Here is a 24,721-nt window from a genome sequence, read left to right as displayed (position 1 = left end):
GTTAAAATTGAAAGATTTATCAAGAAGCAAAAAAGCAGGAAATTAATTGAGCATTTAGTTAAGGGTGATGAATTTTCTGGGATCTTAGCTCCGCTGGTTCGAGTCCCGCAGGTGCGGGATTAATCAGGGGGTAGTTGGGGAGTAATATCCCGAGTATTCGGGAAGCCCAAGAGAGGGAGCAAGCCATACCATGTCCGGTATGGCTTTTTTGTTTTAAAGCTTTTTTATGTATTATCTATATATTCTCTATTCACGCTCTGCTGATAAATATTATGTAGGCTATTCCAACAATGTTGAAAGGCGTATAAATGAACATAATTTTAGCGAACGAACAACTTACACATCAAAACATCGTCCATGGATTATAGTCGCAGTTTACTCTTGTGGTCATTTAGAATCAGAGGCTGTTAAAATTGAAAGATTTATCAAGAAGCAAAAAAGCAGGAAATTAATTGAGCATTTAGTTAAGGGTGATGAATTTTCTGGGATCTTAGCTCCGCTGGTTCGAGTCCCGCAGGTGCGGGATTAATCAGAGGGTAGTTGGGGAGTAATATCCCGAGTATTCGGGAAGCCCAAGAGAGGGAGCAAGCCATACCATGTCCGGTATGGCTTTTTTGTTTTAAAGCTTTTTTATGTATTATTAAAGAAAATTATAAACTAGTGGCTTAACACTTGTGTTAGTCGTAATAGTCATTTCGACCATGGTTGAGAAACCTATGGATTTAGTTCATTTGCAAAGATTTTTCGCAGCATACCGCATTCAGGCATTCCGCTCCACTCGAAATATGATTTTTTGAATATTCTTTGTTTTCTTATGGATAACCGACCAAACCATCATCCTAAAGTTAAATTTATTTACCTTTAAGAATATATGAGCCGTTTTTTATTTTCTGTCCTTCTTGTATTACTTACCGCCCAAACTTCTTTTTCGCAATCGCAAAATATTAAAGATGCGTATTTTGATTTTCTGCAAATAAGAACCGAGCCTTATAAGGCTGAAGAATCTATCAAAAAAGGATTGGAACTTTTGCAACGATCAAAAGAGCTAAGCATGAAGCAAATTGCGAGTGTTACTTATCATTTAGGGCGTTTGTACGAAGCTAACGAAGATATGGCGAGTGCTATACCGTATTACGAAAAGAGTATTAAACTTAGTCCAGATTATTACGTGCCGTACCGAGCTTTGGGTTTTTGGTATTTTAAAGATGCGGTAGATTTGGGTATTAAATTAAGCAGAATAGATAAAGTAAAAGAACCAGCTTTATATGCTGAATTAAGTGCCGATTATAAAAAACTAGCTTTAAAAACTACAGCGTATTTAGAGAAATCTCAAGCCTGCGATCCTGACGACGAAACCTTAAGTATGATTGTAGATTTATACAACGGAATAGGAGATACAGATGCGCTAAGCAATTTACCTAAAAGGTTAAAACTGCTGGAAAAAAATTGCGTGACTTTGTTAGATGATGAGTAGCTTTTATAGCTGTGGTAAAGTTACTAACGCTAATAGCGAACTTAATATTTGAGTTAGTACCTTTCTATGCTAGCTTTAAATTTCACCTCCTCGACAAAATGCTCATAAATGCGAATTTTAAGCAATTAGAAATTCAGGTCTTAATTTTGCCCGTGAACTCCCCTCCTTATTTTCAAGGAGGGGGTGAGTATGGCTGTGAAGTGGCGAGGGTGGTTAATTTAGTTGTTTTATTTGTATCGGTATATTCGCCGATGTGTTTATAATCGAATGTTAAAGGTGTTTAATTTCTAATCTCTCACCAAATTCAAGCCTAGCCAAAAAATATCTAAACCTTATTTCCGGTATGCTTTTGTCGGCTACATTTAAATCGAATCACATCGGTTAACCTCAGCTTTGTATGTTTGGTTTTGCGATCGGTTACTCGTTTACGCCAACGTTTAAAACTATTGAGCTTCAAATGCGTACGCATAAATTCTATAACCTGTTTTTCGGTTAAATTAAACTGAAATTCTATAGCCTCGAAAGGCGTTCTATCTTCCCAAGCCATTTCGATAATCCGATCATGATCTCGTTCAGAAAAGCTTTTGCGCAGTGTTTTAATTTCTTCTTTAAACAACAGTTGCTGGTTTAAACTTGGTTGTATTTCGTTAACTATTTCTTCGTTAGCCATAATTTTCTAAATGTTGCGTTCGGATCATAAACGCTTGCTTGTTTTTCTATATTAAAATATCTATTACTTCGAGGGTCGTTGCCAACGCCAGCCAAATATGCCCAGTTGCCCCAATTGCTACAAACATCGTAATCTATTAATTGTTCTTCAAAATAGGCAGCACCATAGCGCCAATCTAAATTCAAATCGTTGCAAAAATAACTGGCTACATTTTGTCGGCCTCTGTTACTCATAAAACCAGTTTTTTTAAGTTCAATCATGTTGGCATCAATAAAATCGTTGCCGGTTTTTCCATCAATCCATTTTTTTAGGGCAAATTTATTTAATGGTTTTGCTGCTTTGATTAATCCACTAATCCCATCCCTTAAAAAAAACCTATTACCATGTTTTACCATCATTAGTTTAAAATAATCTCGCCATAAAAGTTCAAAAAATAGCCAGTAGGTAGAAGTATTTGCTTCATGTTTTTCCTCAAATACTTTCAATTCGGCGATTATTTTTTTAGCAGAAATACACCCCAGAGCCAGCCATGCAGAAAATTTAGTTGAGTATGAATCGCCAACCATTCCATTTCTGGTTTCTTTATAAGTTAATATAGATTTTGTGTTGTAAAAGTAATTGCTCAACCGATCCAAAGCTTCGGTTTCTCCACCTTTAAACGGAAAAGCCGATCGTACATCTGTGTTGGTCGATTCAAGCTGAAGGGCATTTAAATCGGGAAGGATAGTTAACGGCAACTTTGGCGATTTAATTTGCTTTGGAGCTTCGAACATATCACCAATTATGCAATCTTTTTCTACCGCCTTTCTAAAGTTTGTAAATACATCAGGTGCATTTTCTGGATTAAAAGGTAAATTATCAAATTGGTATAATGTATTGGTTTGGTAGGTTTGAAGTGAGCAATCCAAATTGAACAACTCTTTTTCAACTTTATTTTGTGTTAATTTTTCTTCATTGGTAATTTCTTCCTGAGCGAAAACTGTTTTAACGTTAAATTCTTTAACAATTTTCGAGAGCTCAACTTCGGGATTGCCATGTAAAACCAATAAATCGGAATTTAGCTTTTGTAAGTTATCCTTTAAATTGCAGACAGCCTCCAATATAAATTGCGCTCTGTAACACCCAGTTTTTTTAAATCCAAAATTGGTGGTTTTATAGTGAGTATCATCAAAACAATAAACAGGAATAATCCCATCGCTTTGCGCAATAGCTTTTACCAAGGTTTTATTATCATGTAACCTTAAGTCTGTTTTAAACCAAACAATGGAACGTTTTACCACTAATCTTTTGTTTTATTTGTTCTACATTTTAAACTGCAATACTTTACGTCATCCCAATTTTTCTCCCACTTTTTACGCCACGTAAACGGAAGGTTACACGTTAAACAGCTTTTGGTAGGTAAATCGCTTTTCTTTACGGTTTTCAATTTTGTGTTTTTTAAAATTTCGTCATTTTTAAGCACTAAATAATCTTTAGCGATACTTGGTTTGTGCAATCAATATTTCTCATAAAGCTACTCCCAATTAGGATTTTCGATAATGCTTTTAACCCTAAACGCTAACCTCTAAAATTTAAACCAAGAACTACTTCTTCCCTTCATCAATCGCTCTATTAATTACATCCTGTATTCGTCCTCTAATTTTTAAGGTTGATAATTTATTGCTCACATTTGGGTTAACCCTATTGGATAAAAATATATAAACTAAACCACGAGATGGATCTACCCAAACAGCGGTTCCCGTATAACCGGTATGCCCATAAGTTTGTGGTGAAGCCAACTCAGAAGGGTAATGTTTTGCAGCATCTGGGTCCCAACGGTCAAAACCTAAACCTCTACGACTAACATCAGATTGCTTTGCTGTAAACATTTCTACCGTTTGCGGTTTAAAATATTGTTCGCCACCGTAACTACCTTTATTAAGTAGCATTTGGCAGTAAATAGCGAGGTCGGTACTGCTGGCAAATAAACCTGCGTGGCCAGCAACTCCGCCCGATAAAGCAGCACCTTGGTCGTGTACATAACCTACTAAAAGGGTTTTTCTGAAAACCTTATCATCTTCGGTTGGGATAATTTTATCTGCTGGAAACCTATTTCTAGGTAAATAACCGGCTGTTTGCATACCTAGCGGACTGTAAAAATTACCAAGCACATATTTATTCAATGGTTCTCCGCTAATGTGTTCAACAATATCTTTCATTACGTACATACTAATGTCGCTGTAAACATATTTGCCCCGAGTTTTTATAGGCGAATTGAGCATTTTTGGCCACATAAAGTCGCTAAAAAAGCCTTTTTTAATGTAGTAATTATCGGCAACTTTTGTAGGGAAATTGGCAGAAGAATCTCTACTGTAATCGCCTGTTTTAACATAATCATGAAAAGGAATGTATGGAATAAAACCAGCTTGGTGCAACATAACCTCTCTAATTTGAATATTATTCATAGGTGTAGTTCGAGCTTTTGCAATGTAGGCGCCAATATTAGTGTCGAGTTTTAGTTTATTTTCTTCATAAAGTCGCATTACCGCTGGCGTAGTTGCCGTAATTTTTGTAATGGATGCCAAATCAAAAATATCGTTCACTCGATCTGGCGCACTTGTATCGTACGTGTGTGTGCCGTAGCCTTTATTAAAAATCACTTTTCCATCTTTGGCAACTAAAACTACTAGCCCTGGTGTTGCTTTTTGATTAATTGCTTCGCGTGCAATTTTATCAATGTCTTCCAAGCTATTCGAATTTACACCTGCATCCTCAGGTACAGTGAATTTCAGTCGTGTAACCTCGGTCTTAAACCCCAAACCTTCGGTGTATTTTTCTGAATAGCCTGCACTTAATTTGTTTATTGAAGCTACACCGCCAAATATGTATTGAGGCATCATCATCGCAGCATCATTATTGTTTTGTGGCGTAAATAAAATGGGCGATTTTAAATCATCAAAGGCGTTTAAACCTGCTCCTTTACCAAAATACGCAACAATAACGTTTTTGTTTTTACTTATGCTTTTGATAAAATTGAGGTATTTTGCGTCATTATTACCTTCATCATCAATAGAAATTATAATGGTATTAAAATATTTTAAATCGTCTTGTAGGCTATTTAAATTCGTGCTGTCTTTATAACTGTTCGCCGAAAAGGAAGCGATTTTTGCATATTTATTTGCAATACTATCAAAAACTGAACTGTAGTTAAAGCCCAAACTTACCGAAGCGATATTTTTTTTGTCTAAACCTTTAATGGGTATAAATTCACTTTCATTGTTTAATAAAACTGTGTTTTTAGCAATAGAATTACTTATTGATAATTTCTTTTCGTTCTGACCGTGTTCTTGAGCACAAGCAACTAAACACATTGCGGTTAAAATACTAGCTGTTGCCAGAACAAGAAAATTATTTCGCTTCATATACGCGTTCTCGGTTTATATAAGTTTTTTAAAATTTTGGTTTTCAATGTTTTTTTTGGTGATGGTTTTTAAAAAAAGCTGGTAAAATAGCTAAATTTTATGGGCTAACTTTTTGTTAAAAAATGTATTTAGCAATTCAAATTTTTACCTTTTTTATTAGTCAAGCTGTACTAAAAGCGTTATTGTTGCATAAAACGTTAAAAATGGATTAATGTTTTTTTAATGATGAAACCAGCAAAAGATGGTTTGGTACAATTGATGCGTTAAAGTTATAAAATTGTAGGTTTTAATATTGAAGGTTTTGTTGATAATGATTGTTTTTTTACAAAGAAATAATCAAAGTAAGAAAGAATTTCGGTGATTGTTGATTTCTTCGGGGCGATACGTTTGATTGGCGCAATTGCAACCGTATTTAATAGCAGTTGCAGCCGTTAGCTAAACCTGACAGAAGCGGAAATACTTTTAATGGTAATTTGTTAAAACCAATTTTTATACCGCACTAGCATTGTTAAATTACCATTAAAAGATTGTAGCAAATGGCAGGACTGAACTACCCGAAAACTACTGAAACCTCGTTTTCTTAAAATCAATTTTAAACCCGAACTTTAATCGCATTAAACTACAGTCATTTAGGTGTTGACTTTTGCACAAACCACCGTCGGTAAGCTAATTTTCTATAATTTAGCGGAAAATATTGCCTTTTTTACATGACTGATATTATCCACTTATTGCCTGATGCTGTTGCGAACCAAATTGCTGCAGGAGAAGTTGTACAAAGACCGGCTTCGGCAGTTAAGGAACTGCTCGAAAACTCGATTGATGCAGGTGCGGATAAAATTCAGCTGTTAATTAAAGATGCAGGAAAAGCGCTTATTCAAATTATTGATAATGGTTGCGGAATGAGTGTGACCGATGCGCGGATGTGCTTTGAACGCCATGCGACATCGAAAGTGAAGAAAGCAGAAGATTTATTTGCCATTAGAACCATGGGTTTTAGGGGTGAGGCGATGGCTTCTATTGCAGCGATTTCTCAGGTAGAAATGAAAACCCGAAGGCATGAAGATGAAATAGGTACTTGCTTAACTATTGAAGGTGCCCAAGTAATTGGTCAGGAGCCAATTGCGACTGCTCCGGGTACCCAAATTTCTATTAAAAACTTATTTTTTAATACGCCGGCACGCAGAAATTTCTTAAAAAGTAACCCTGTTGAAATGCGTCATATTATTGATGAATTTCAGCGTGTGGCATTGGCGCATCCGCAGGTTTCGTTTAGCTTGCACCACGATGGTACGGAGATTTTCATTTTGCCAAAAGGGAATTTGAAACAGCGGATTGTGCATATTTTTGGTAATAATTACAACGAGCGCTTGGTGCCTGTGGAAGAAGAAACCACAATTATTAATGTAAAGGGCTTTATTGGTAAGCCTTCTTTTGCTAAAAAAACAAGGGGAGAGCAGTTCTTTTTTGTGAACAATCGCTTTATTAAAGATCCATATTTAAACCATGCGGTAAGTTCTGCATTTGAAGATCTTTTGCCTGATGATAGTTACCCGTTGTATGTTTTGTTTATAGAAATTGATCCTGCGAAGATTGATGTAAATGTGCATCCAACTAAAACGGAAATTAAATATTTGGATGAAAAATCCATTTACGCCATTTTAAAATCGGCCGTTAAGCGTTCTATCGGCCGTTATAATATTTCGCCTACGTTGGATTTTAATCAGGAAACTGGTTTTAATAATATGATTTCGCCATTAGCGATTGAAGATATTGTACCACCGAGTATAAATTTTAATCCAGATTTTAACCCTTTTGCCAGCGAAAAAGCAAACGAAAGAGAATTGCCTTTTTTAAGGAGTTACGAAGCCAAACCGAGTGCTAAAAACTGGGGTTCGTTATACGAAGTTACCCAACAGCCAATAATTGAACAAACTACTTTTTATGGGGATGAATCTGCTTTAGAAACCAAGCAGAAGCAATATATGCAATTGCACAATCGTTATATCGTTTCGCAAATTAAATCGGGTTTAATGGTTATCGATCAACAAATGGCACACGAGCGTATCCTTTATGAACGTTTTCTCGTACATTTAGAGGATAGGAAGGGCGCATCTCAACAAAGCTTGTTTCCGCAAACCATTACCCTAAATGCAAACGATTTTGAACTGGCAAAAAGCTTGCTCGATGATATTAGGGCTTTGGGGTTTGATGTGCGTGAATTTGGAAAAAATACTTTGGTTGTAGAAGGTATTCCGGTAGATTTAGGTAGCAGCAACATTAACGAGGCACAACTTTTTGAACAGTTGATAGAGGGTTTTAAAAACTCGCAACAGGAATTAAAATTGAATAAACGAGATGCATTGGCGAGAAGCTTAGCCAAAAATGGTGCAATAAAAAGTGGCACTAAGCTAGCACAGGAAGAAATTAGTAACCTGATTGACGAATTGTTTGCTTGTAAAACGCCTAATTTTAGTGTGTCAGGAAAACCAGTTATTCAAACCATAACTTTAATGGAGTTGGATAAGAAGTTTGAGAAGTAGTAAGTAGTCCGAAAGTCGGGAAGATCGAAAAGTCCGAACGATGAAAGAGCAAGCCTGCCTGCTGGACAGGCAGGGAACAAAGAACAAGGAGAATGCGTTCAAACTTGAAAGATTGGCTATATAATTCGATATATAAAATCCCATTTGGGGTTTGGGGATAAAACAGCGAGTATAAGATTTAAACTGAGAACGAAAAACGAGTAACGAACAACGAATTAAGAACAACGAACAAAAAAAATGAATAACATAAATTTGCCACCAATAACTAAAAACTTACTGATTATTAACATCATATTTTTTGGTGCTACATGGTTATTTCAATCACAGGGTATCATAAATTTAGATCAATATTTATCGGTTTTTTATTTCGGTTCGCCCTTTTTTAAACCATGGCAACCGTTAACCTACATGTTTATGCATGGCAGTATTGCGCACATATTTTTTAACATGTTTGCGCTATATTCTTTTGGTACTATTTTAGAATCGCGTTGGGGTGGAAAAAAGTTCCTTTTATTCTATTTAATTACTGCGTTGGGTGCTTTAGGTTTACAATGGGCAGTTCAAACTTATGAAATTTACCATTCAGTGGGGCATTTAATTGCCAATGTTTCTAGTTACGTGCCAACATCTTCGGCACAGAATGAGTTACTTTCAGGTATATATTTTGGGCCAATGCTTGGTGCATCGGGTGCAATATTTGGTCTTTTAGTAGCCTTCGGGATGCTTTATCCGAATGCAGAATTAATGATTTTATTTATTCCTGTCCCTGTTAAAGCGAAATACATTATTCCAATTTATATTTTAATAGAATTATCGCTAGGGATTGCATCTATCAAGGGAGATTCTATCGCACATTATGCGCATTTGGGCGGTGCATTAATTGGTTTTATTTTAGTTAAAATTTGGAAAGATAAAAAAGATAATTTTTATACATATTATGAATAACAATACTTTAAAAGATCTTTTTAACAAGGTTTTCTATTCTGGCAACCCTATGTTTTTATACATTGGTATTAATGTAATTTTGTTTGTATTAACGGCGATCGGCAGTTTGGCATTTAAAAATGTCGATCTCTTGGCCTACGTTGGTATCCCTTCATCAATAACTTTGCTGCCCAACCGTTTTTACAGTATTGTAACCTATATGTTTTTTAATGTAGAATTTTTAAACTTTTTATTTAACATGCTGTGGTTATTTTGGTTCGGCAGTATATTTATGAACTTTTTAAAAACCAAACAGTTTCATTTCGTTTATTTAGGTGGAGGATTAATTGCTGCACTTTTTTACATCGTAACAAATGCAATTTTACCAACTTTGGGTTTGGCTACTAGCGGTGGTTATTTAATCGGTTCGGCATCAGTTGTTTTAGCAATTGTAGTGGCTTCGGCTACACTTGTGCCAAATTATGCAATTAAGATGATCATATTCGGCGAAATTAAAATTATGTATATCGCCTTGGTTTTTGTTGCATTGGATGTTATTGCTTTAATTAAGATAGATTTAGCCAGTGTGGTTGCGCATTTAGCTGCAGCATTATTTGGCTTTATTTTTATTAAGCAGCTGCAAAGCGGAAACGATTGGAGCAAATTGTTCGACAAAAAACCTACATTAAAGGTGGTGAAAAATACAAATCCTGTTAAAAATACTTCAAATCCGATTAAGAAAAGCCCGATGGGTAGTGTGCCACAAGTAGAAATTGATGCCATTTTAGATAAAATATCTTCGTCGGGATATGATCAATTATCAGCATTAGAAAAAGAAAAACTTTTTAAAGCAAGTAACAATTAATGAATAAATCAAAATATAGCTTTTTTGATAAAATCATAGTGCTTATTGCTTTAATGTTTGCAGTGGCGCTCTTTTTAGGGATTATAGCAGGTGTATCCGACCCTAGAAAGCACATTTATATCGCTTTTTTCGGGTTGGCTTACCCATATTCTTTAGTGGCGAACTTTATATTTCTACTTTACTGGCTTTTGCGTAAAAAATGGATTTTAAGTTTTTTAACTATTTTAATTATTGGGTATGGTTATTCATCGGGAAAAGCAACATTTAATTTTGGTGGTAGCGAAGGAAATGGTACAAAGGCCGAAAATAGCATAAGGATTATGACCTATAATGTGCATAGTTTTAAAGCTTTTGGAGAGAACAATACACAACCTGTTCGAACGAAAATGTTTCAGGTGGTAAAAGACCAAAATCCTGATATTATTTGTTTCCAAGAATTTTTTACTCGCCCCAAAGGTGCTTATAATACAATTGATAGCTTAAAAAGTCTGCTTAACTTAGATCATTATTACTTTCTCCCAGTCTTAAAAAACGATTACGAATCTTATGGTTTAGCCATTTTTTCAAAGTACCCTATTAAAAATACAGGCGTAATAAATTTTGATTCATCGCTTAGCGAAAACTCTAGTATTTATGCAGATGTAGCCGTAAATGGTAAAATATTGCGAATTTATAACGTCCATTTTCAGTCAATTTCTTTCGAGAAGCAGGATTATGATTATTTAGACAAGGTAAAAGCGATGAAAACCGATGTACAGCCAACTAAGCGAATTTTAAGAATGTTAAAAAGTGCATTTTTAAAGCGCAGTGAGCAGGTTGATCTCATGAAAGCAGAAATGGCAACCTGTAAAACACCTTATTTAATTGCCGGCGATTTTAATGATACACCTGCTTCGTATGCCGTAACTCAAATTACAAAAGGCTTAAACAATTCGTTTATCAAAAAAGGCGCGGGTTGGGGCAAAACGTATAACGGTAAATTTCCAAATTTTCAAATCGATTACATCGCAACCACAAAAGATTTAGATGTTGTTAATTACCACATCACCGAGGCTAAATTATCAGATCATTTTCCGGTTAGGGTAGATTTAAAATGGAAGCCTTAATTAACCGATCTAATTATTCCTCATCTAACTTTACAAATAATATTACCTTTGCACTATGATAACTGGCTTAAACCTTTACAATACTTTAACCCGTAAAAAGGAAGTTTTTCAACCGCTACATGCGCCAAATGTTGGCATGTACGTTTGTGGTCCAACGGTTTACAGCGATGTGCATTTGGGCAATTGCCGTACATTTATTTCGTTCGATTTAATTTTTAGGTACCTAAAATACAGTGGCTACAAAGTACGTTATGTGCGCAACATTACCGATGCAGGGCACTTGGAAGGCGATAGAGATGAAGGTGATGATAAATTTGCAAAACGTGCCAAGTTAGAACAGTTGGAGCCAATGGAAATTGTTCAGAAATATACTTTAGGTTTCCACGATGTTTTACGCATGTTTAATACTTTGCCACCGAGTATAGAACCAACTGCAACTGGCCATATTATTGAGCAGATTGAAATGATAAAAGTTATTATCGAAAATGGCTATGCGTATGAAATTGGGGGCAATGTTTATTTTGATGTAGAAAAATACAGCAAAACTTACAATTACACTATACTAACCAATCGCAATTTAGAAGATATGTTAAACAATACCCGCGAATTGGGTGGACAAGATGAAAAACGCGGTCGGTTAGATTTTGCCCTTTGGATAAAAGCAAAGCCAGAAACTTTAATGCAATGGCAATCGCCGTGGGGCATGGGTTTTCCCGGCTGGCATATAGAATGTTCAGCAATGAGTGCCAAATATTTAGGTGCCGAATTTGATATTCATGGTGGCGGAATGGATTTAGCGGCAACGCACCACACCAACGAAATTGCACAATCTGAAGCTTGCAACCATAATCAGCCAGCAAAATATTGGATGCACACCAACATGCTTACCGTTAATGGTACGCGTATGTCAAAATCTGCAGGCAATGGTTTTTTACCTGAGGAACTTTTTACAGGCAACCATCCATTGTTAAGGAAAGGATATAGCCCAATGACGGTTAAATTCTTTATGCTGCAGGCACATTACCGCAGTACTTTAGATTTTTCTAACGATGCTTTAGATGCATCGGAAAAGGGTTTTAGAAGGTTAATGACCGCTGTAAATCTTTTAGACAAGTTAGCACCATCCGCTGAAAGCGATTTTGATGCAGCCGACCTGAAAACAAGGTGTATCAACGCAATGAATGATGATTTTAACAGTCCGGTGCTAATTGCCGAGCTTTTTGAAGCTGTTAGAATAATCAATACTGTTTACGATGGTAAGGCTAAAATTTCAGGTAAAGATTTAGAAGAACTTAAAACTTTGGTGCACGAATTTGTGATTGATATTTTAGGTTTAAAAAATGAAGAAAGTGGCAATTCAGATTTGAAAAGTGTTTTAGATTTGGTTGTAGATTTAAGAAAAGAAGCCAAAGAAAATAAAGATTATGCCACTTCTGATAAGATTAGAATTGGTTTGCAAGAACTTGGCATTCAATTAAAAGATAGTAAAGAAGGCACAACTTGGAGTAAAGCGTAGTTTGTAATTTTGAGTTTTGAGTTATGAGTTTGCAATTGGCGCTTAGGAAACGTACGAGTGAGTACTACCAACTTAATTTTTAATGTAGCACTGTCTAATTCCCCCTTCGAAGGGGGAGAGCAAGTTTCAAAAAAAAGGATGTACTGATTGTCAATGCGCCACGTTGAAATGCGCAACTAATGTTTAATTGTTTATTACTTTTGATACATAATACAAAACAAAATTTTATATTCGCTCGATTAATTCGCAGTCTAATAGTACAAATACATATATGAAAAAAATATTTTCTACAGCACTTGCATTAACATTTTCGGTTGCTGTGTTTGCTCAAAAAAGTGATGGCAGTACAAAATCATTAGTAAACGCCGAAAAGGATTTTGAAAAAAGTTTGGTAAAAAATGGAGAAAAGGAAGCGTTTTTAAAATTTTCTGCTGATGATGCCCTAATTTTTAAACCAAACCCGGTAAGTGTGAAAACTTTTTACAGTGCCCAAACCGATGCTGATAATAAAATTACTTGGGCACCTAACTTAGCCAAAGTATCTAGAAGTGGTGAATTTGGTTTTACAACAGGCCCTTATGCAATTAATGGAGCAGAGAAAAAATACGGTCAGTATTTAACTATTTGGAAAACTGACAATAATACTTGGAAACTGGCTATGGAGCTCACAACCAATAGTAACAAGCCATTAAATAACACTGCAAACCAGTTTATTGAGCCAAAAGACCACCACATGCCAGCTTTTATCAATAAGAATGAAATTAAAGCAGGTAAAGACATCATTTTAACAACTGAAAAAACATTAAACACAATGTTAAAAGCTCATGGTATTGCAGCTTTTGCAGGTTTTTTACGGCCCGATGCGCGCTTAATTTTCCCTGGGAACGAAGCGTTAAATGGCACAAATGAAATTCTTGCTTTTTATAATGGAATGGTTAGCAAAATAAACTTAAAAACCACAGGTGTTGATAAAGCCTTAGGAAGTGATTTCGCTTATACCTACGGTGTTGCAACAATAGATTATAAAACCGATTTTAGAGAAAGTTTTAACTATGTTTTCGTTTACGAAAAAAGTGCCGATTCAACTTGGAACTTATTGGTTCAGGCTTTTACACCTGCCGAAAGATAATTTTTAGAAATTATTGAGATAAAAAAAGGGTTCTGAATTTTTTCAGAACCCTTTTTTTATAAGTTTACCATTTTATTTACGTTTAGGTATTAAAAATAATATGTTTAAAAAGATACTAGTAATTGTAGCATTTAGTTTTATTACACAGATTCTATTTGCGCAAAAGCAAAAATTTGATGTTCAGGGGAAAGCTGGATGTAGAGGCATAATGCCAGAAAATACTGTCGAAGGAATGATTAAAGCTTTAGAACTTGGTGTTACTACTTTAGAAATGGATGTGGTAATTACCAAAGATAAACAGGTAATTTTATCGCAAGAACCCTATTTTAACAATGAAATTTCGTTAACACCAAAGGGTAAACCCATTTCTTTTAAAGACCAAAAAAACTACAATATTTACAAAATGAATTATGCCGAAGTTAAGCAGTTCGATGTCGGTAGCAAAATTCATCCACGTTACCCAGGACAAATGAAGTTTAAGGCTTACAAGCCATTACTGTCTGAAGTGATTGATGAGGTAGAAAAGTATGTGAAAGAAAATAAGTTACCAAAACCGCTTTACAGCATTAAAACACGAACCATACCTAATGGAGATAATGAGTTTCATCCAGAACCTGCCGAATTTGTGGATCTTATTATGGAGGTTGTTGATGGAAAGAAAGTTACCAAAAGGGTTATAATCGAATCTTTTGATATGCGCAGCTTACAATACTTGCATATTAAATATCCTAAAGTTAAAACAGCTTTGTTAATTGATGAAAAAGAATCAATGGAAGATTATGTTGAGAAACTGGGTTTCACGCCGACAATTTATGGTCCTCCTTCAATTCTGGTCGGAAAAGGCTTGGTAGATCGTTGCCATAAAATGGGCATTAAGATTATTCCATGGACGGTAAATACCGTAAAGGATATTCGGTATTTTATCAGTTTAGGCGTGGATGGTATTGTAACCGATTATCCCAATTTGATGGATCAGCTGAAAAAATAGAGGTAATACATAGAAAAAGCACCGAAATTGTATTCAGCGCTTTTTCTACGTAAAATGTTTAGTGTTTTTCAGCACCGTCTTTGTGCATCATTTCTGTTTTTTCATGAGCAGCAGATCCATCTTCATGATTAAAAATTGGTCTTGTAAAAATTACAAGTAATATTAAACAAATAATACATGCAATTAGTGGTAATGCCCAAATGCCTTTTGTATTTTGAACTGGTGCGTGTGAGTCGTGAGCTGACATATCGAATATTTTGATTTAAAAATTTATACTTTTTACGTAGGTAAAGATAGCAACAAAATTAAAATTAATGGATATTGCTTAGGTAAAGATTTGGCTTATTAAATGGTTTATAATTTATATGCCTCTTAATTTCAATTCGGCCTTCATTTTTTTGATGCTACTGATATTGATAATCACAATTGGAAGCAATGCAACTGGAACGAAAATCATCGGAGAGAAGCCTTTTTTAAATAACAAAAAAATATTTAAAATAATTAAGACCACTAACATAATTCCGAGTGCATAAGTAATACTTCTTAATGATTTCTTCGCTTTAACCAAATCCTCATTGCTCATTTCTTTAAACTTATTACTTTGCATTTTCTTATTTTGAAATATTTTAAACTAAGTTTTTACGAAATTAACTTTTATCAGATTAACAACAAATTTTTCTTGAATTAGATTTTGATGATTTTTTTAACCTTTAGCTGTTCCCACACGGTATAAATATTGCAATAAGAGTACCTGCGCCCATTTTTGAAGAGAAATCTACGTTACCTTTTAAAAATTCTATTCTTGTTCGGATATTTTTCAGTCCTATGCCTTGAAATTTTTCTAATTGGGAGGTATCGAAACCCTTTCCATTATCCTCAATCATCACATTTATACCATCCTCATCTTTGCTCAATTGGATATCTAAAACATTGGCGCCAGAGTGTTTAATTACATTATTGACCGATTCTTGTATCACGCGGTACAATACCGTTTCTATGTTTTGGTCAATCCGCTCCTGCAAGCCGAAAGTTTCTAAATTTATTTTAAGTTTTCGAGCATCGATTTTACTGATAAAATCTCTCACAGCAGCTGTTAAACCCGATTTTAAGAGCACGTTTGGCGCCATTTGATGCGATATTACCCTAACTTCTCGGCAACTGTCATCAACCAAGTTTAAGGTTTTCTCAAATACAGCTTTACTTGCGTCGTCTTTAAATTGTAAACCTTCCGTAATGGCCGATAAATTTAACTTTACTGCCGAAAACATTTGTCCCAAGCCATCATGTAGCTCGCCAGAAATTCTCTTTCGTTCATTTTCTTCGGCATTTAATACAGCTTTTGTTGCTAAATCTTGTTGCTGAATAATTTCTGCATGCAACTTCTTTTCTTGTTTAACTTTATAACGGTTGTAAATTAAATAACTGATTAAAATGGTAATGATAAGCGAACCCAATGTCGTTAAAACGATAATATTTTTTTTAAAGATTTCTAATTTCTGTACGGCGTTTTGCGAGGCCAACAGTTTAATTTTTTGAGCTTTTGCCCTGGTTTCGGTTAATTTCTGTGTGATTAGGATTTTATTTTTCTGTAAAACTAACTTTTGAGAGCCAATCTCCGAAACATTCCTTTGGTTTTCTAAAGTCTTATTTTTTATTTCTAGTTCACTTTTGCCTAATGCCAAAAATTGAATTTCATTTCGATTATTTAAAAGAACAATTTGCTGTTGTTTCTTCTCAGTTTCGTACTTCGTATTTAATTCATTAATCTGTTTTCCCAACCGTTCGTTTAATAAACTATCTTTTATGGTGCGATATTTATCTCGTCTCATAAACGCACTTTGAAAATCATTTTTTGCAGAATCCAATGATGACCGATGATTTAAAATCTCTGACAGCGTATTAACTTCATTTCTACTATAGAGCTTTGCTGATACCTCGGCTTTGTCGAACCATTCTTCGGCTAGTTTCAAATCTCCTAATTTTGTATAAGAGAAGCCTATGTTTTGTTGCACTAGAGCCAAGCCGGTAAAGTTTTTTGCTTCTGTAGCCAATGATATTGATTTTTCTAAGTACGGAATGGCCTCTTTATATTTTTCTTGCCTCATATACAAAGCACCTAGGTTATTGTAGCAAATCTGAATTCCTCGCTTAAATCCAACTTTCTTAAATGCGTCTAAGCTTTTATTTATTTGCTCAATGCCTTTGCCATAAGCAGATTGCTCGATATATACATTTGCATTATTTAAATGTGCGATGCCAAGATTTAGCTGATCATTGTAATCGGTAAAAACTTTAACCGCTTTTTCAAAATATGGGGTAGCTGCGCGGAAGTTTTTTTGCAAACGCATAATATTGCCAATGTTGATGTAGGTTTGCGCAATAGCCTTTGTTTTTTTAGATTTCTCGGCAAGTTTAATCGAGCTAAAATAATATTCAATCGCTTTGTTGTACATGCCCATTTCCGAGTACACTGCCCCAATATTACTCAAATCTACGCCCAATGCATCTGAATCATTAATCGCGCTGTGTAGTTTTTCAGCTTTCAATAGATAAAATAATCCTTTTTCTAAATTGCCAACTAATTTGTAGGCAATGCCCATATTGTTATAGTTGCCAGCAATTTCTCTGTTGTTTTTCAGTTGCGTATAATACTCATTAGAAATATTGAAATTTTGAATGGCCACATCTGTTCGGTTTTTATACGAATTTACCACTCCGATAGCTTTGTAAGCATCTGCTAAACCTAAAGTGTATTTTTTTATTTGCGAAGTATTTTTAGCCTTCATTGCAAAATTCATGGCTTTTGCAGAGTCAGTTTTCGCGAATAAATAGGCCAGACTATTTAAAGCGTTGATATACTTTACGTCTTTGGGATTATTTAAACTTAAAATTTTATTTAAACTATCTACAACAGACTTTTTTTGTGCAGTTGCAATTAGATTGCTCATACATAATAACGCGATTAAGAATAGACCTTTACACGGAGCGGTAATTTTCATTGCATGAATATCTTAATTTAAATTGACAAGTAGGGAAATTTAATAAATCTAATTTAAGGGGGGTAATGATAGTTAAATATGTTGTGAGGCGTTCTGCATCATGCTATCCCTCTCATCGAGAGTGCTAGGGGAGAAAATAAATAAAATTTTTTTCCCCTTAGAATTACTCCAAACTTTCGTTCAAACATCCCGAGAGTCACTATTTACAGCAAATCCTTAATAATCTTTTCAATCGATAAACCTTCGGCTTCTGCGCGGTAATTTCGCACTAAACGGTGGCGTAAAATGGGTTCAGCTACTGCTTGAACATCTTCAATATCGGGTGCATATTTTCCGGTTACGGCTGCATGGCATTTTGCCCCTAACACTAAAAACTGAGAAGCACGAGGACCAGCGCCCCAACTAATATATTTGTTAACAGCTTCGGTAGAAAATTCGCTATTCGGTCGGGTTTTCGCAACCAATTTAACAGCATATTCCAACACATTGTCCGTAACAGGAATATCGCGAATTAATTTTTGAAAATATTGTATATCATCTGCATTGATGATCTTGTTCAACGCCACAGTTTTGTTGCTGGTGGTATTTTTTACAATCTTCAACTCATCTGCGAATGCAGGATAATTTAACTGAATATTAAACATGAAACGATCTAATTGCGCTTCGGGTAGGGGATAAGTACCTTCCTGCTCAATAGGGTTTTGGGTAGCCAAAACAAAAAATGGTTTTGGTAAAATATGGGTTTGCCCGGCTGCGGTAACCGATTTCTCCTGCATCGCCTCTAAAAGTGCTGCTTGCGTTTTTGGAGGGGTACGGTTAATTTCATCGGCTAAAATGATGTTTGAAAAAACAGGACCTTTAATGAATTTAAAGTTTCTGTCTTCGCCCAATATTTCTGCGCCAATAATATCACTTGGCATTAAATCTGGCGTAAATTGAATGCGATTAAAATCTAAATCTAATACCGACGCAACCGTTTGAACGAGTAGGGTTTTTGCTAAGCCCGGCACACCAACCAATAAACAATGGCCATTACTGAAAATGGCAATCAAAACAGATTTAATAATATCGTCTTGACCGATAACAACCTTACTTATCTCGGCTTTTATCTTGTTGAAGGATTGGTGGAGCGCATCAACTGCTTCTACTTCGTTTTTATACTGCATTAGCCTTATTTAGAAACTGGTTTTTTGAACCAAATTTTTAACTGATCGCAAGTATTAAACTCATCATCAATTTTGATATAGGTACTCTCACGGCGTTTTTCAAACCATTCGCTCAGCGTACGGTTTACCTTATCGCTTTGCGCAGCATCTCTAATTTTCGGAAAATCTTGTGCTAAATTTGCTTTGTGAGGCGGAATTTTCGATTTCAGATATAAAATCTTGTATTCCTCTTTTCCATCCGCAGCGGTCATTAAACTTGGCTTCGATATGGCACCAACTTTCATGGTATCAATAACTAAAAACACAGCAGGTTCGATTTTGTCAATCGGAATAAAAGTTGTTCTAGCTTGTACATTTTCTGCATTAAGCATCATTCCACCATTATATTTACTCTCTTTATTATCAGAATATAAGTTTGCAGCAGTAGCGAAAGATAATTTTTTAGATATGATATTGTTGTAAATACTATCTGCATGAAGTTTCAATCTAGCGATACTTTCTGGTGTTGTTTTTGGCGAAATTAAAATATGTCTGGCGTGTACCTGCTCACCACGGCGTTCGATAACTTGTAAAATATGATATCCAAATTCTGTCTCGAATACTGGCGACATTTCTCCAGCTTTTAATTTAAATGCCCAAGCGGTAAATTCTTTTGCCATTGTGCTTCTATCAAAAAAGCCCAAATCGCCACCATCTGCTGCCGAACCTGGATCTTCAGAATAGGTTTTTGCCAAAACAGCGAAATCTTCACCGCCTTTAATTCTTAAACGTAATGCTTCAATCTTATCGTGAAAACGCTCTTTCTCAGCCTTAGATAAGTTTGGTTTCAAAACAATTTCGCCAACTTCTACCTCAGTGTTAAATTCGGGTACGCTATCTTTTAAAGATTTAAAATATTTTTCTACATCTAAAGGCGTAACATTAATGTTTTCGGTAATCTTACCCTGCATTTTGTTCGAAATCAATTCATCTTTTACCGAAGGACGAATTTCATCTTTATACTGAAGCAACGATTTGTTTAAAAACTGCTCTAAACGCTCTTGTCCGCCGGCACGCTGCATACTGTAACGCATACGTTTATTTACCTCATCGTCAACTTGGCTGTCATCAACCATAATCGAATCAATATCAGCCTGTTGTTTAAGTAATTTCTGCGTTAATAACTGTTGCAGTACGTAGCACTTTACATTTGGATCAGGCTTATTGCCTTGGTAAAGGTATTGGGTGTATTGTTGATTTAAATCTGACAATAATATAATATTGTTTCCTACTACTGCAGCAACTTTATCAATGTTATTCTTTTGCGCAAAGCTGTTAAAAAACAGACAGGTTAAAGCAAAGGTTACTAAAAAAACTTTTTTCATTCTAATTTTATAATTGTGCAAATTTAATATTTTTGTTTAAACAAATTAAGGCTTAGCCAATTTGTTTATTTCGCGCTCGTTTATTTTGATGTTATACTTCTGTCTAAGTTTTTTGATCCACTCGGCCTCTAAGTTTTCTTGGAAATCTGCAATTACCTGTCCTCTAATTTCATCTAGTGGTTTACTGTAATTGTTGGCGTTTAATTTGTAATAATTATTTAAAGCCTGCTCATCATCCTGCGCTTTGCTCCAAATTTTTTCTTCCGATATATTAAACATTAAAACCCCGTCGCGGTATTCGTTTAATAAGTATTCAAAATCTTTTTTGCCATAGTTTACCTTGTTTCGAGCGCGCAATGCATTTTCGTAGTTTTTTAACTCTTCTTTATAGAAGGGTTTTTTATCGAAACCCATTTCCTTTGCATCTAAAACCTTAAGTTTAAAGTTTGTGTACTGTGTTAAAAAAGAGAGCAAATCTGTAAAGCTGGCATTTGTGTTGCCATTATGGTTTTTTTTATAAGCCCACATAAACTCTTTGTTATCAATGGGTTCTCCGTTAATTGTAGATACGTTTTGAGCATAACACACGCTAAAACATGAACTTAAAATAAGGACGGTAAAAGCTTTTCTCACAAAGATGGCGGTACAGTTTAAAGGATAAAAGTAATAATTAAAGGCACTATTATAAGATATTTAACTAATTTTAACAGAAATTATTGTTGTACAAAAATACGAATGGAAAACCAGATTACAAGCAACGAAAATGCAATGCGTCTTTTTTTTAATGAAGATATTTTTTTAGTTCAGGATGACAGCGTTGTTGATCGGGCGAAAACAGCAGTTGGTTTTGATGTTCCTAAATTAGAAGCAATTGAACCCATTATTTCTAATAGCGATGTTGTAAAAGCTAAGGAAGTACCCGATGTAAAACCCGAAGAGAAAACACCTGATTTAGTAAAAGTTGTTGAAAAAACTATTGAAACAAGAAACTTTAAACATTTAGGTGGCAATAAAAAATCAGTATTAATTTTAGTTAACGATGCCGATAATGATGTAAGTACCGAGGAAGGTAAAACCTTGCTCAGAAATATTGTGAAGGCTATTAATTTAACAACGCCAGATTTTGCACTTGTAAATTATGCACAATATAAAGATGCTGATTTTACCGAATTTCATGCATTTTATAAGCCTACATTAATGCTCGCCTTTGGCGTTAGTGTTACCGATTTAAAATTGGCTGTAAGTTGGGCAAACGAAATGTTGGTTTATCAAAAAACTAGGATGATTTTTGCGCCAAATCTTCATCAGCTCGATGCTGATATTGAAGCTAAGAAATTATTGTGGGGAAACTTGAAGAAGGTATAGAAGGTTGATATTTAGGGGTTAGGGTTTAGGTTAAATCCGATCCCTTATAAAATTTAGTATTTTTTCTTCAATCTTATGAGATGCTCCTGAAATAACTTTTTACCCATAATTTTAAAACTTAGCACACTTTCATTAAATAATTTTCTTAGGTGAAAATTCCCTAAACCCTAAACTTCAACCCCTAACCCTAATGAACAAATTAGTATTTGCAACCAATAATCAACACAAAACAGAAGAAATAAGAGCCTCATTAATTGGAAAGTACGAAGTTCTAAATTTAGAGGCTATTGGTTGTGATGTGGATATTCCAGAAACTGGAAATACTTTCGCAGAAAATGCGACTTTAAAAAGCACTTACGTAAACGAAAATTTTAAGTTAGATTGCTTCGCCGATGATAGCGGATTAGAAATTGAAGCATTAAACAACGAGCCAGGCGTTTATTCTGCTCGTTATAGTGGCAGTAGAGATAGTTTGGAAAATATGCAATTGGTTTTAAAAAAGCTTGAAGGCAATTCTAACAGAAAAGCAAGATTTAAGACTGTTATTTCGCTTCTACATAACAGCGAACATCATTTATTTGAAGGTGTAATTGATGGGACCATCAGAACGGAGTTATCAGGCGCTGGAGGTTTTGGTTATGACCCAATTTTCCAGCCTGATGGCTACGATATAACTTTTGCCGAAATGACCATGGAAGTAAAAAATAAAATTAGTCATAGGGCAATTGCACTGAAAAAGATGATTGATTTTTTGAAAGGTGAGAAATAGCTGATTAAGTTAAGGATGTCTTTTTTATTCGATTAGTTTTTTTAATCACTTGGGTACAGATTCGATTGGTTAAGAGTTGATAGAACGGTATTTTCCTAGGAACTTTATTTTGCCAAAAATACCCTGAAAACGGTATTGTACACAGGTGTTTTTTGATTCACCTTTACAATATAATTTTAACATACCTCATGATGTGCAAAAAACATTTTTTCCTCTCAATCTATCTAATGGTTATTTTGGGCACGGCCTCTTGCAAAAAGGAATCCAAAACTGACAATCCCAAAATTCCAAATTATGAGCTGGTGAAAAGCAGTAAATGGAAAACTTTAGGGAAAGATGTAATTGGCGCTGGCAATGCTGGCGGAATCGGGATCATTTCGTTAGCTTTAAATAAATTATCGCCAGATGTGCTTCGTTGGATGTATGCAATAACCACGCAAAACTATACAAACGAACATCATGAAATGCGGGTAACCAATACGGACCAAGTAAGCATTGTTACGTCTTTCCCCACAGATACCTATAAGTTCCATTTAAAAGTGATGAACGATGGCCATGAATGGCAAATGAATGCAGATCCAAACGGCCAACATAAATTGTTTACTTATAAGGACTCGAAAATTATCGATGCGCAGTATCTTAGTACTGATCTAGCGAATTTCCCTAAGTATCAGGGTTTTTTGGAGATTGCTTCCGACGGCTTTTTGGTTTCAGGATATGGGGGTGGATGGCAGACGGCTACTTATACTTTTCAGACTCAAACTTGGAAAACAAACTGGATATCAGGGGCAGGCCATTGTGCACAAGTTCGTTATCGTGGAAAAACAATTGCTGTGATGGTGTCGAACACTCAGACAGGTATTTACACAGAAGGCGATGTATCGAGAACGGATAATTACAAAACTGTGTTTCCGATGAAATTGCTTAAAAGTATGCCCACTCCTCAATCTAAAAGCGGGGATCTCGTTTACTCTGTAACGTATGGTAAGTCTTTTTACATGGCAATGGAAGATGGCAACTCAATTAGGCTATTTAAGTTGGATTTGGAAACGCTCGATTTTGTTTTGGTACAAGATATTACGCTCTCTGCCAGACTTGAATCCGGAACACAACAAATGTTTTATGATCAAACTGTGTTAGATAATAATAATCAGATCGCTGTTGATGAAACTGGAAATATTTACGTTAATGAAAGAAACAATCAAAAATACAGCATTCGCAAATTTCTTGTAACTGGTGGTTCAGAAGTTGTGCTAAAGACTGAGGAAATGAAAGATCAAGCTGCAATCCTTTCTATTCGCTACTTCAATGGCAAACTCTATGCAGGTGTATTCTTTAGGGAACTTGACCAAAGTATAAATACTGATTACTTTCAACATTATTTACAGCTTGTACGTCAGCTATAGTTATTGATTTTTTACAATTAAATTTTTTCCTTGAAAATGTCTGCGGTCCTAAGCTTGCTGATGGGTGTGGTGTGTGCAATAGCGATCGACTACGTGCACGAAAAGATAAAGTACAATGAGCCGTAAACGTAAATTCCATGATATCAGGTTTTTAAATAAAGTTTGGCATTGGAAGTATAGTGGCACTTTGATTACAGTGGAAGGAGAGGATGGGTAGAAATTGAATATTTGTGATGATAAGTTTATCTGTTAATTGATACTCAACACGCGTGCGCTCAATGTCATGAAGTTAAGGAGAAAACCACAAAATAATGTCACCCTGAGCGGAGTCGAAGGGCAATTATTTTGTGTTTTTGACTATAAAAAAGGTCTTTGACTTCGCCCAGACCCGATAGCTATCGGATCACAGCGATTTTTCTTAACTTAATGACATTGGACGTGCACCAGCATTGTAAGCAATGCTTTTTTTTGCACAATCGCAAAAAAATTTAGCTACAAGCTTCGATAAAACCTCCGATGATCATATTGTTAACATAAAAACTGATAGAGTATGGTCTAAATACATATCTTTAAAGAAAAATAAAATATGTCGCAAAATAATAAAAAGCAGTTTGGTGTTTGGATGGATTCGCACAACGCAACGATAGTAGGAAAAAAGGATGTTGACAATGGCGAATTTATTGTCATTGGACACGCTAAAAACCCAGGAGCTGATAATAACTCTAGTGAAAATGCAGCCAACAACCAAGAAATCACTTTAACTCATAAATTTTTTAGGGAGATATGTAGTAATATGCCAAATGTTGACGAAATTCATATTACTGGAACTGGACAGATACAAGAACAATTCATGAAATTTTTAGCTGAAACGGCACAATATAAAAATGCTGTCTCAAGTGAAAGTACTTCAAATAAAATGAGCGATGAACATCTTATTGCGTTTATAGAGAAGTATTTTAATTAAACCTAATATTTTTTAAAACAAAAACCGTAGATGTTCTATGGTTTTTGTTGTTTTAAAATAATTAAGCCACCGCTA

General features: G+C 35.1%; 23 protein-coding genes. 13 read left to right on the top strand and 10 right to left on the bottom strand.

The features are described from left to right. Positions 1–226 precede the first annotated feature (226 nt). Positions 227–529: a GIY-YIG nuclease family protein gene (locus EZJ43_RS15060; RefSeq protein WP_243718110.1), complete on the top strand. Its 303-nt coding sequence runs from the start codon at positions 227–229 to the stop codon at positions 527–529. A gap of 342 nt (positions 530–871) precedes the next feature. Beyond that, positions 872–1,474 carry a tetratricopeptide repeat protein gene (locus EZJ43_RS15055; RefSeq protein WP_133263541.1) on the top strand — a complete coding sequence of 201 codons (603 nt, stop codon included), beginning with the start codon at positions 872–874 and terminating at the stop codon, positions 1,472–1,474. A gap of 325 nt (positions 1,475–1,799) precedes the next feature. Here the strand turns inward: EZJ43_RS15055 and EZJ43_RS15050 are convergent, their stop codons facing one another. From EZJ43_RS15050 to EZJ43_RS15035, 4 genes are all read right to left on the bottom strand, one after another. Continuing rightward, a complete protein-coding gene (locus tag EZJ43_RS15050; RefSeq protein ID WP_133263540.1) occupies positions 1,800–2,144 on the bottom strand; it encodes a TIGR03643 family protein in 345 nt (114 codons plus the stop codon). Continuing rightward, positions 2,126–3,424, bottom strand: coding sequence for a DASH family cryptochrome (locus EZJ43_RS15045; protein WP_133263539.1), 1,299 nt, complete (start codon positions 3,422–3,424; stop codon positions 2,126–2,128). The genes EZJ43_RS15050 and EZJ43_RS15045 overlap by 19 nt, the downstream gene beginning before the upstream one ends. Beyond that, on the bottom strand, positions 3,424–3,606 hold the full coding sequence (locus tag EZJ43_RS15040) for a DUF2256 domain-containing protein (RefSeq protein WP_243718111.1): 183 nt from the start codon (positions 3,604–3,606) through the stop codon (positions 3,424–3,426). Before EZJ43_RS15040 ends, EZJ43_RS15045 begins: the two co-directional genes overlap by 1 nt. A 121-nt stretch (positions 3,607–3,727) precedes the next feature. Next, positions 3,728–5,545 (bottom strand): serine hydrolase domain-containing protein, encoded by a 1,818-nt coding sequence (locus EZJ43_RS15035; RefSeq protein ID WP_133263538.1) that lies wholly within the window; start codon positions 5,543–5,545, stop codon positions 3,728–3,730. Positions 5,546–6,252: 707 nt separating this feature from the next. On the opposite strand from EZJ43_RS15035, the gene mutL reads away from it, so the two are divergent. From mutL to EZJ43_RS15000, 7 genes are all read left to right on the top strand, one after another. Then, a complete protein-coding gene (mutL, locus tag EZJ43_RS15030) occupies positions 6,253–8,085 on the top strand; it encodes a DNA mismatch repair endonuclease MutL (protein ID WP_133263537.1) in 1,833 nt (610 codons plus the stop codon). Positions 8,086–8,322: 237 nt separating this feature from the next. Next, positions 8,323–9,030 (top strand): rhomboid family intramembrane serine protease, encoded by a 708-nt coding sequence (locus EZJ43_RS15025; protein WP_133263536.1) that lies wholly within the window; start codon positions 8,323–8,325, stop codon positions 9,028–9,030. Next, positions 9,023–9,874: a rhomboid family intramembrane serine protease gene (locus tag EZJ43_RS15020; protein ID WP_133263535.1), complete on the top strand. Its 852-nt coding sequence runs from the start codon at positions 9,023–9,025 to the stop codon at positions 9,872–9,874. Before EZJ43_RS15025 ends, EZJ43_RS15020 begins: the two co-directional genes overlap by 8 nt. Then, positions 9,874–10,980 (top strand): endonuclease/exonuclease/phosphatase family protein, encoded by a 1,107-nt coding sequence (locus tag EZJ43_RS15015; protein ID WP_133263534.1) that lies wholly within the window; start codon positions 9,874–9,876, stop codon positions 10,978–10,980. Before EZJ43_RS15020 ends, EZJ43_RS15015 begins: the two co-directional genes overlap by 1 nt. 55 nt (positions 10,981–11,035) lie before the next feature. Next, positions 11,036–12,496 (top strand): cysteine--tRNA ligase, encoded by a 1,461-nt coding sequence (gene cysS / locus EZJ43_RS15010; protein ID WP_133263533.1) that lies wholly within the window; start codon positions 11,036–11,038, stop codon positions 12,494–12,496. Positions 12,497–12,767: 271 nt separating this feature from the next. Beyond that, positions 12,768–13,625 (top strand): DUF4440 domain-containing protein, encoded by an 858-nt coding sequence (locus EZJ43_RS15005; RefSeq protein ID WP_133263532.1) that lies wholly within the window; start codon positions 12,768–12,770, stop codon positions 13,623–13,625. Between the two features lie 100 nt (positions 13,626–13,725). Then, positions 13,726–14,613 carry a glycerophosphodiester phosphodiesterase family protein gene (locus EZJ43_RS15000; RefSeq protein WP_133263531.1) on the top strand — a complete coding sequence of 296 codons (888 nt, stop codon included), beginning with the start codon at positions 13,726–13,728 and terminating at the stop codon, positions 14,611–14,613. A 58-nt stretch (positions 14,614–14,671) separates the two neighbouring features. On the opposite strand, the gene EZJ43_RS14995 is transcribed toward EZJ43_RS15000, so the two are convergent. The 6 genes from EZJ43_RS14995 to EZJ43_RS14970 all read right to left on the bottom strand — a co-directional run bounded on the left by EZJ43_RS14995 (position 14,672) and on the right by EZJ43_RS14970 (position 20,775). Next, complete coding sequence (locus EZJ43_RS14995) at positions 14,672–14,860, bottom strand: hypothetical protein (RefSeq protein WP_133263530.1); 189 nt, start codon at positions 14,858–14,860, stop codon at positions 14,672–14,674. 114 nt (positions 14,861–14,974) lie between these two features. Beyond that, entirely contained in the window at positions 14,975–15,220 is a 246-nt protein-coding gene (locus EZJ43_RS14990) for a redox-active disulfide protein 2 (protein WP_133263529.1), read from the bottom strand. 103 nt (positions 15,221–15,323) lie between these two features. Further along, positions 15,324–17,561, bottom strand: a complete 2,238-nt coding sequence (locus tag EZJ43_RS14985; RefSeq protein ID WP_165953185.1) for an ATP-binding protein — start codon at positions 17,559–17,561, stop codon at positions 15,324–15,326. Positions 17,562–17,815: 254 nt separating this feature from the next. Continuing rightward, on the bottom strand, positions 17,816–18,778 hold the full coding sequence (locus EZJ43_RS14980) for an AAA family ATPase (protein ID WP_133263527.1): 963 nt from the start codon (positions 18,776–18,778) through the stop codon (positions 17,816–17,818). Positions 18,779–18,783: 5 nt separating this feature from the next. Further along, positions 18,784–20,142: a peptidylprolyl isomerase gene (locus EZJ43_RS14975; RefSeq protein ID WP_133263526.1), complete on the bottom strand. Its 1,359-nt coding sequence runs from the start codon at positions 20,140–20,142 to the stop codon at positions 18,784–18,786. A 45-nt stretch (positions 20,143–20,187) separates the two neighbouring features. After that, positions 20,188–20,775 (bottom strand): hypothetical protein, encoded by a 588-nt coding sequence (locus EZJ43_RS14970; protein WP_243718109.1) that lies wholly within the window; start codon positions 20,773–20,775, stop codon positions 20,188–20,190. A gap of 102 nt (positions 20,776–20,877) precedes the next feature. Between EZJ43_RS14970 and EZJ43_RS14965 the strand changes: the two genes are divergently transcribed. From EZJ43_RS14965 to EZJ43_RS14950, 4 genes are all read left to right on the top strand, one after another. Then, positions 20,878–21,507 (top strand): hypothetical protein, encoded by a 630-nt coding sequence (locus EZJ43_RS14965; RefSeq protein WP_133263524.1) that lies wholly within the window; start codon positions 20,878–20,880, stop codon positions 21,505–21,507. 190 nt (positions 21,508–21,697) lie between these two features. Then, positions 21,698–22,276, top strand: a complete 579-nt coding sequence (gene rdgB / locus EZJ43_RS14960) for an RdgB/HAM1 family non-canonical purine NTP pyrophosphatase (RefSeq protein ID WP_133263523.1) — start codon at positions 21,698–21,700, stop codon at positions 22,274–22,276. A 302-nt stretch (positions 22,277–22,578) separates the two neighbouring features. Further along, positions 22,579–23,682, top strand: coding sequence for a hypothetical protein (locus tag EZJ43_RS14955; protein WP_133263522.1), 1,104 nt, complete (start codon positions 22,579–22,581; stop codon positions 23,680–23,682). Between the two features lie 586 nt (positions 23,683–24,268). Then, positions 24,269–24,646: a hypothetical protein gene (locus EZJ43_RS14950; protein ID WP_133263521.1), complete on the top strand. Its 378-nt coding sequence runs from the start codon at positions 24,269–24,271 to the stop codon at positions 24,644–24,646. The last annotated feature ends 75 nt before the right edge of the window (positions 24,647–24,721 follow it).

This window comes from Pedobacter changchengzhani (assembly GCF_004354365.1).
Classification (GTDB): Bacteria; Bacteroidota; Bacteroidia; order Sphingobacteriales; family Sphingobacteriaceae; genus Pedobacter; species Pedobacter changchengzhani.
The sequence above is the reverse complement of the archived record's forward strand: the minus strand, read 5'-3'. Positions and strand labels throughout refer to the sequence as shown.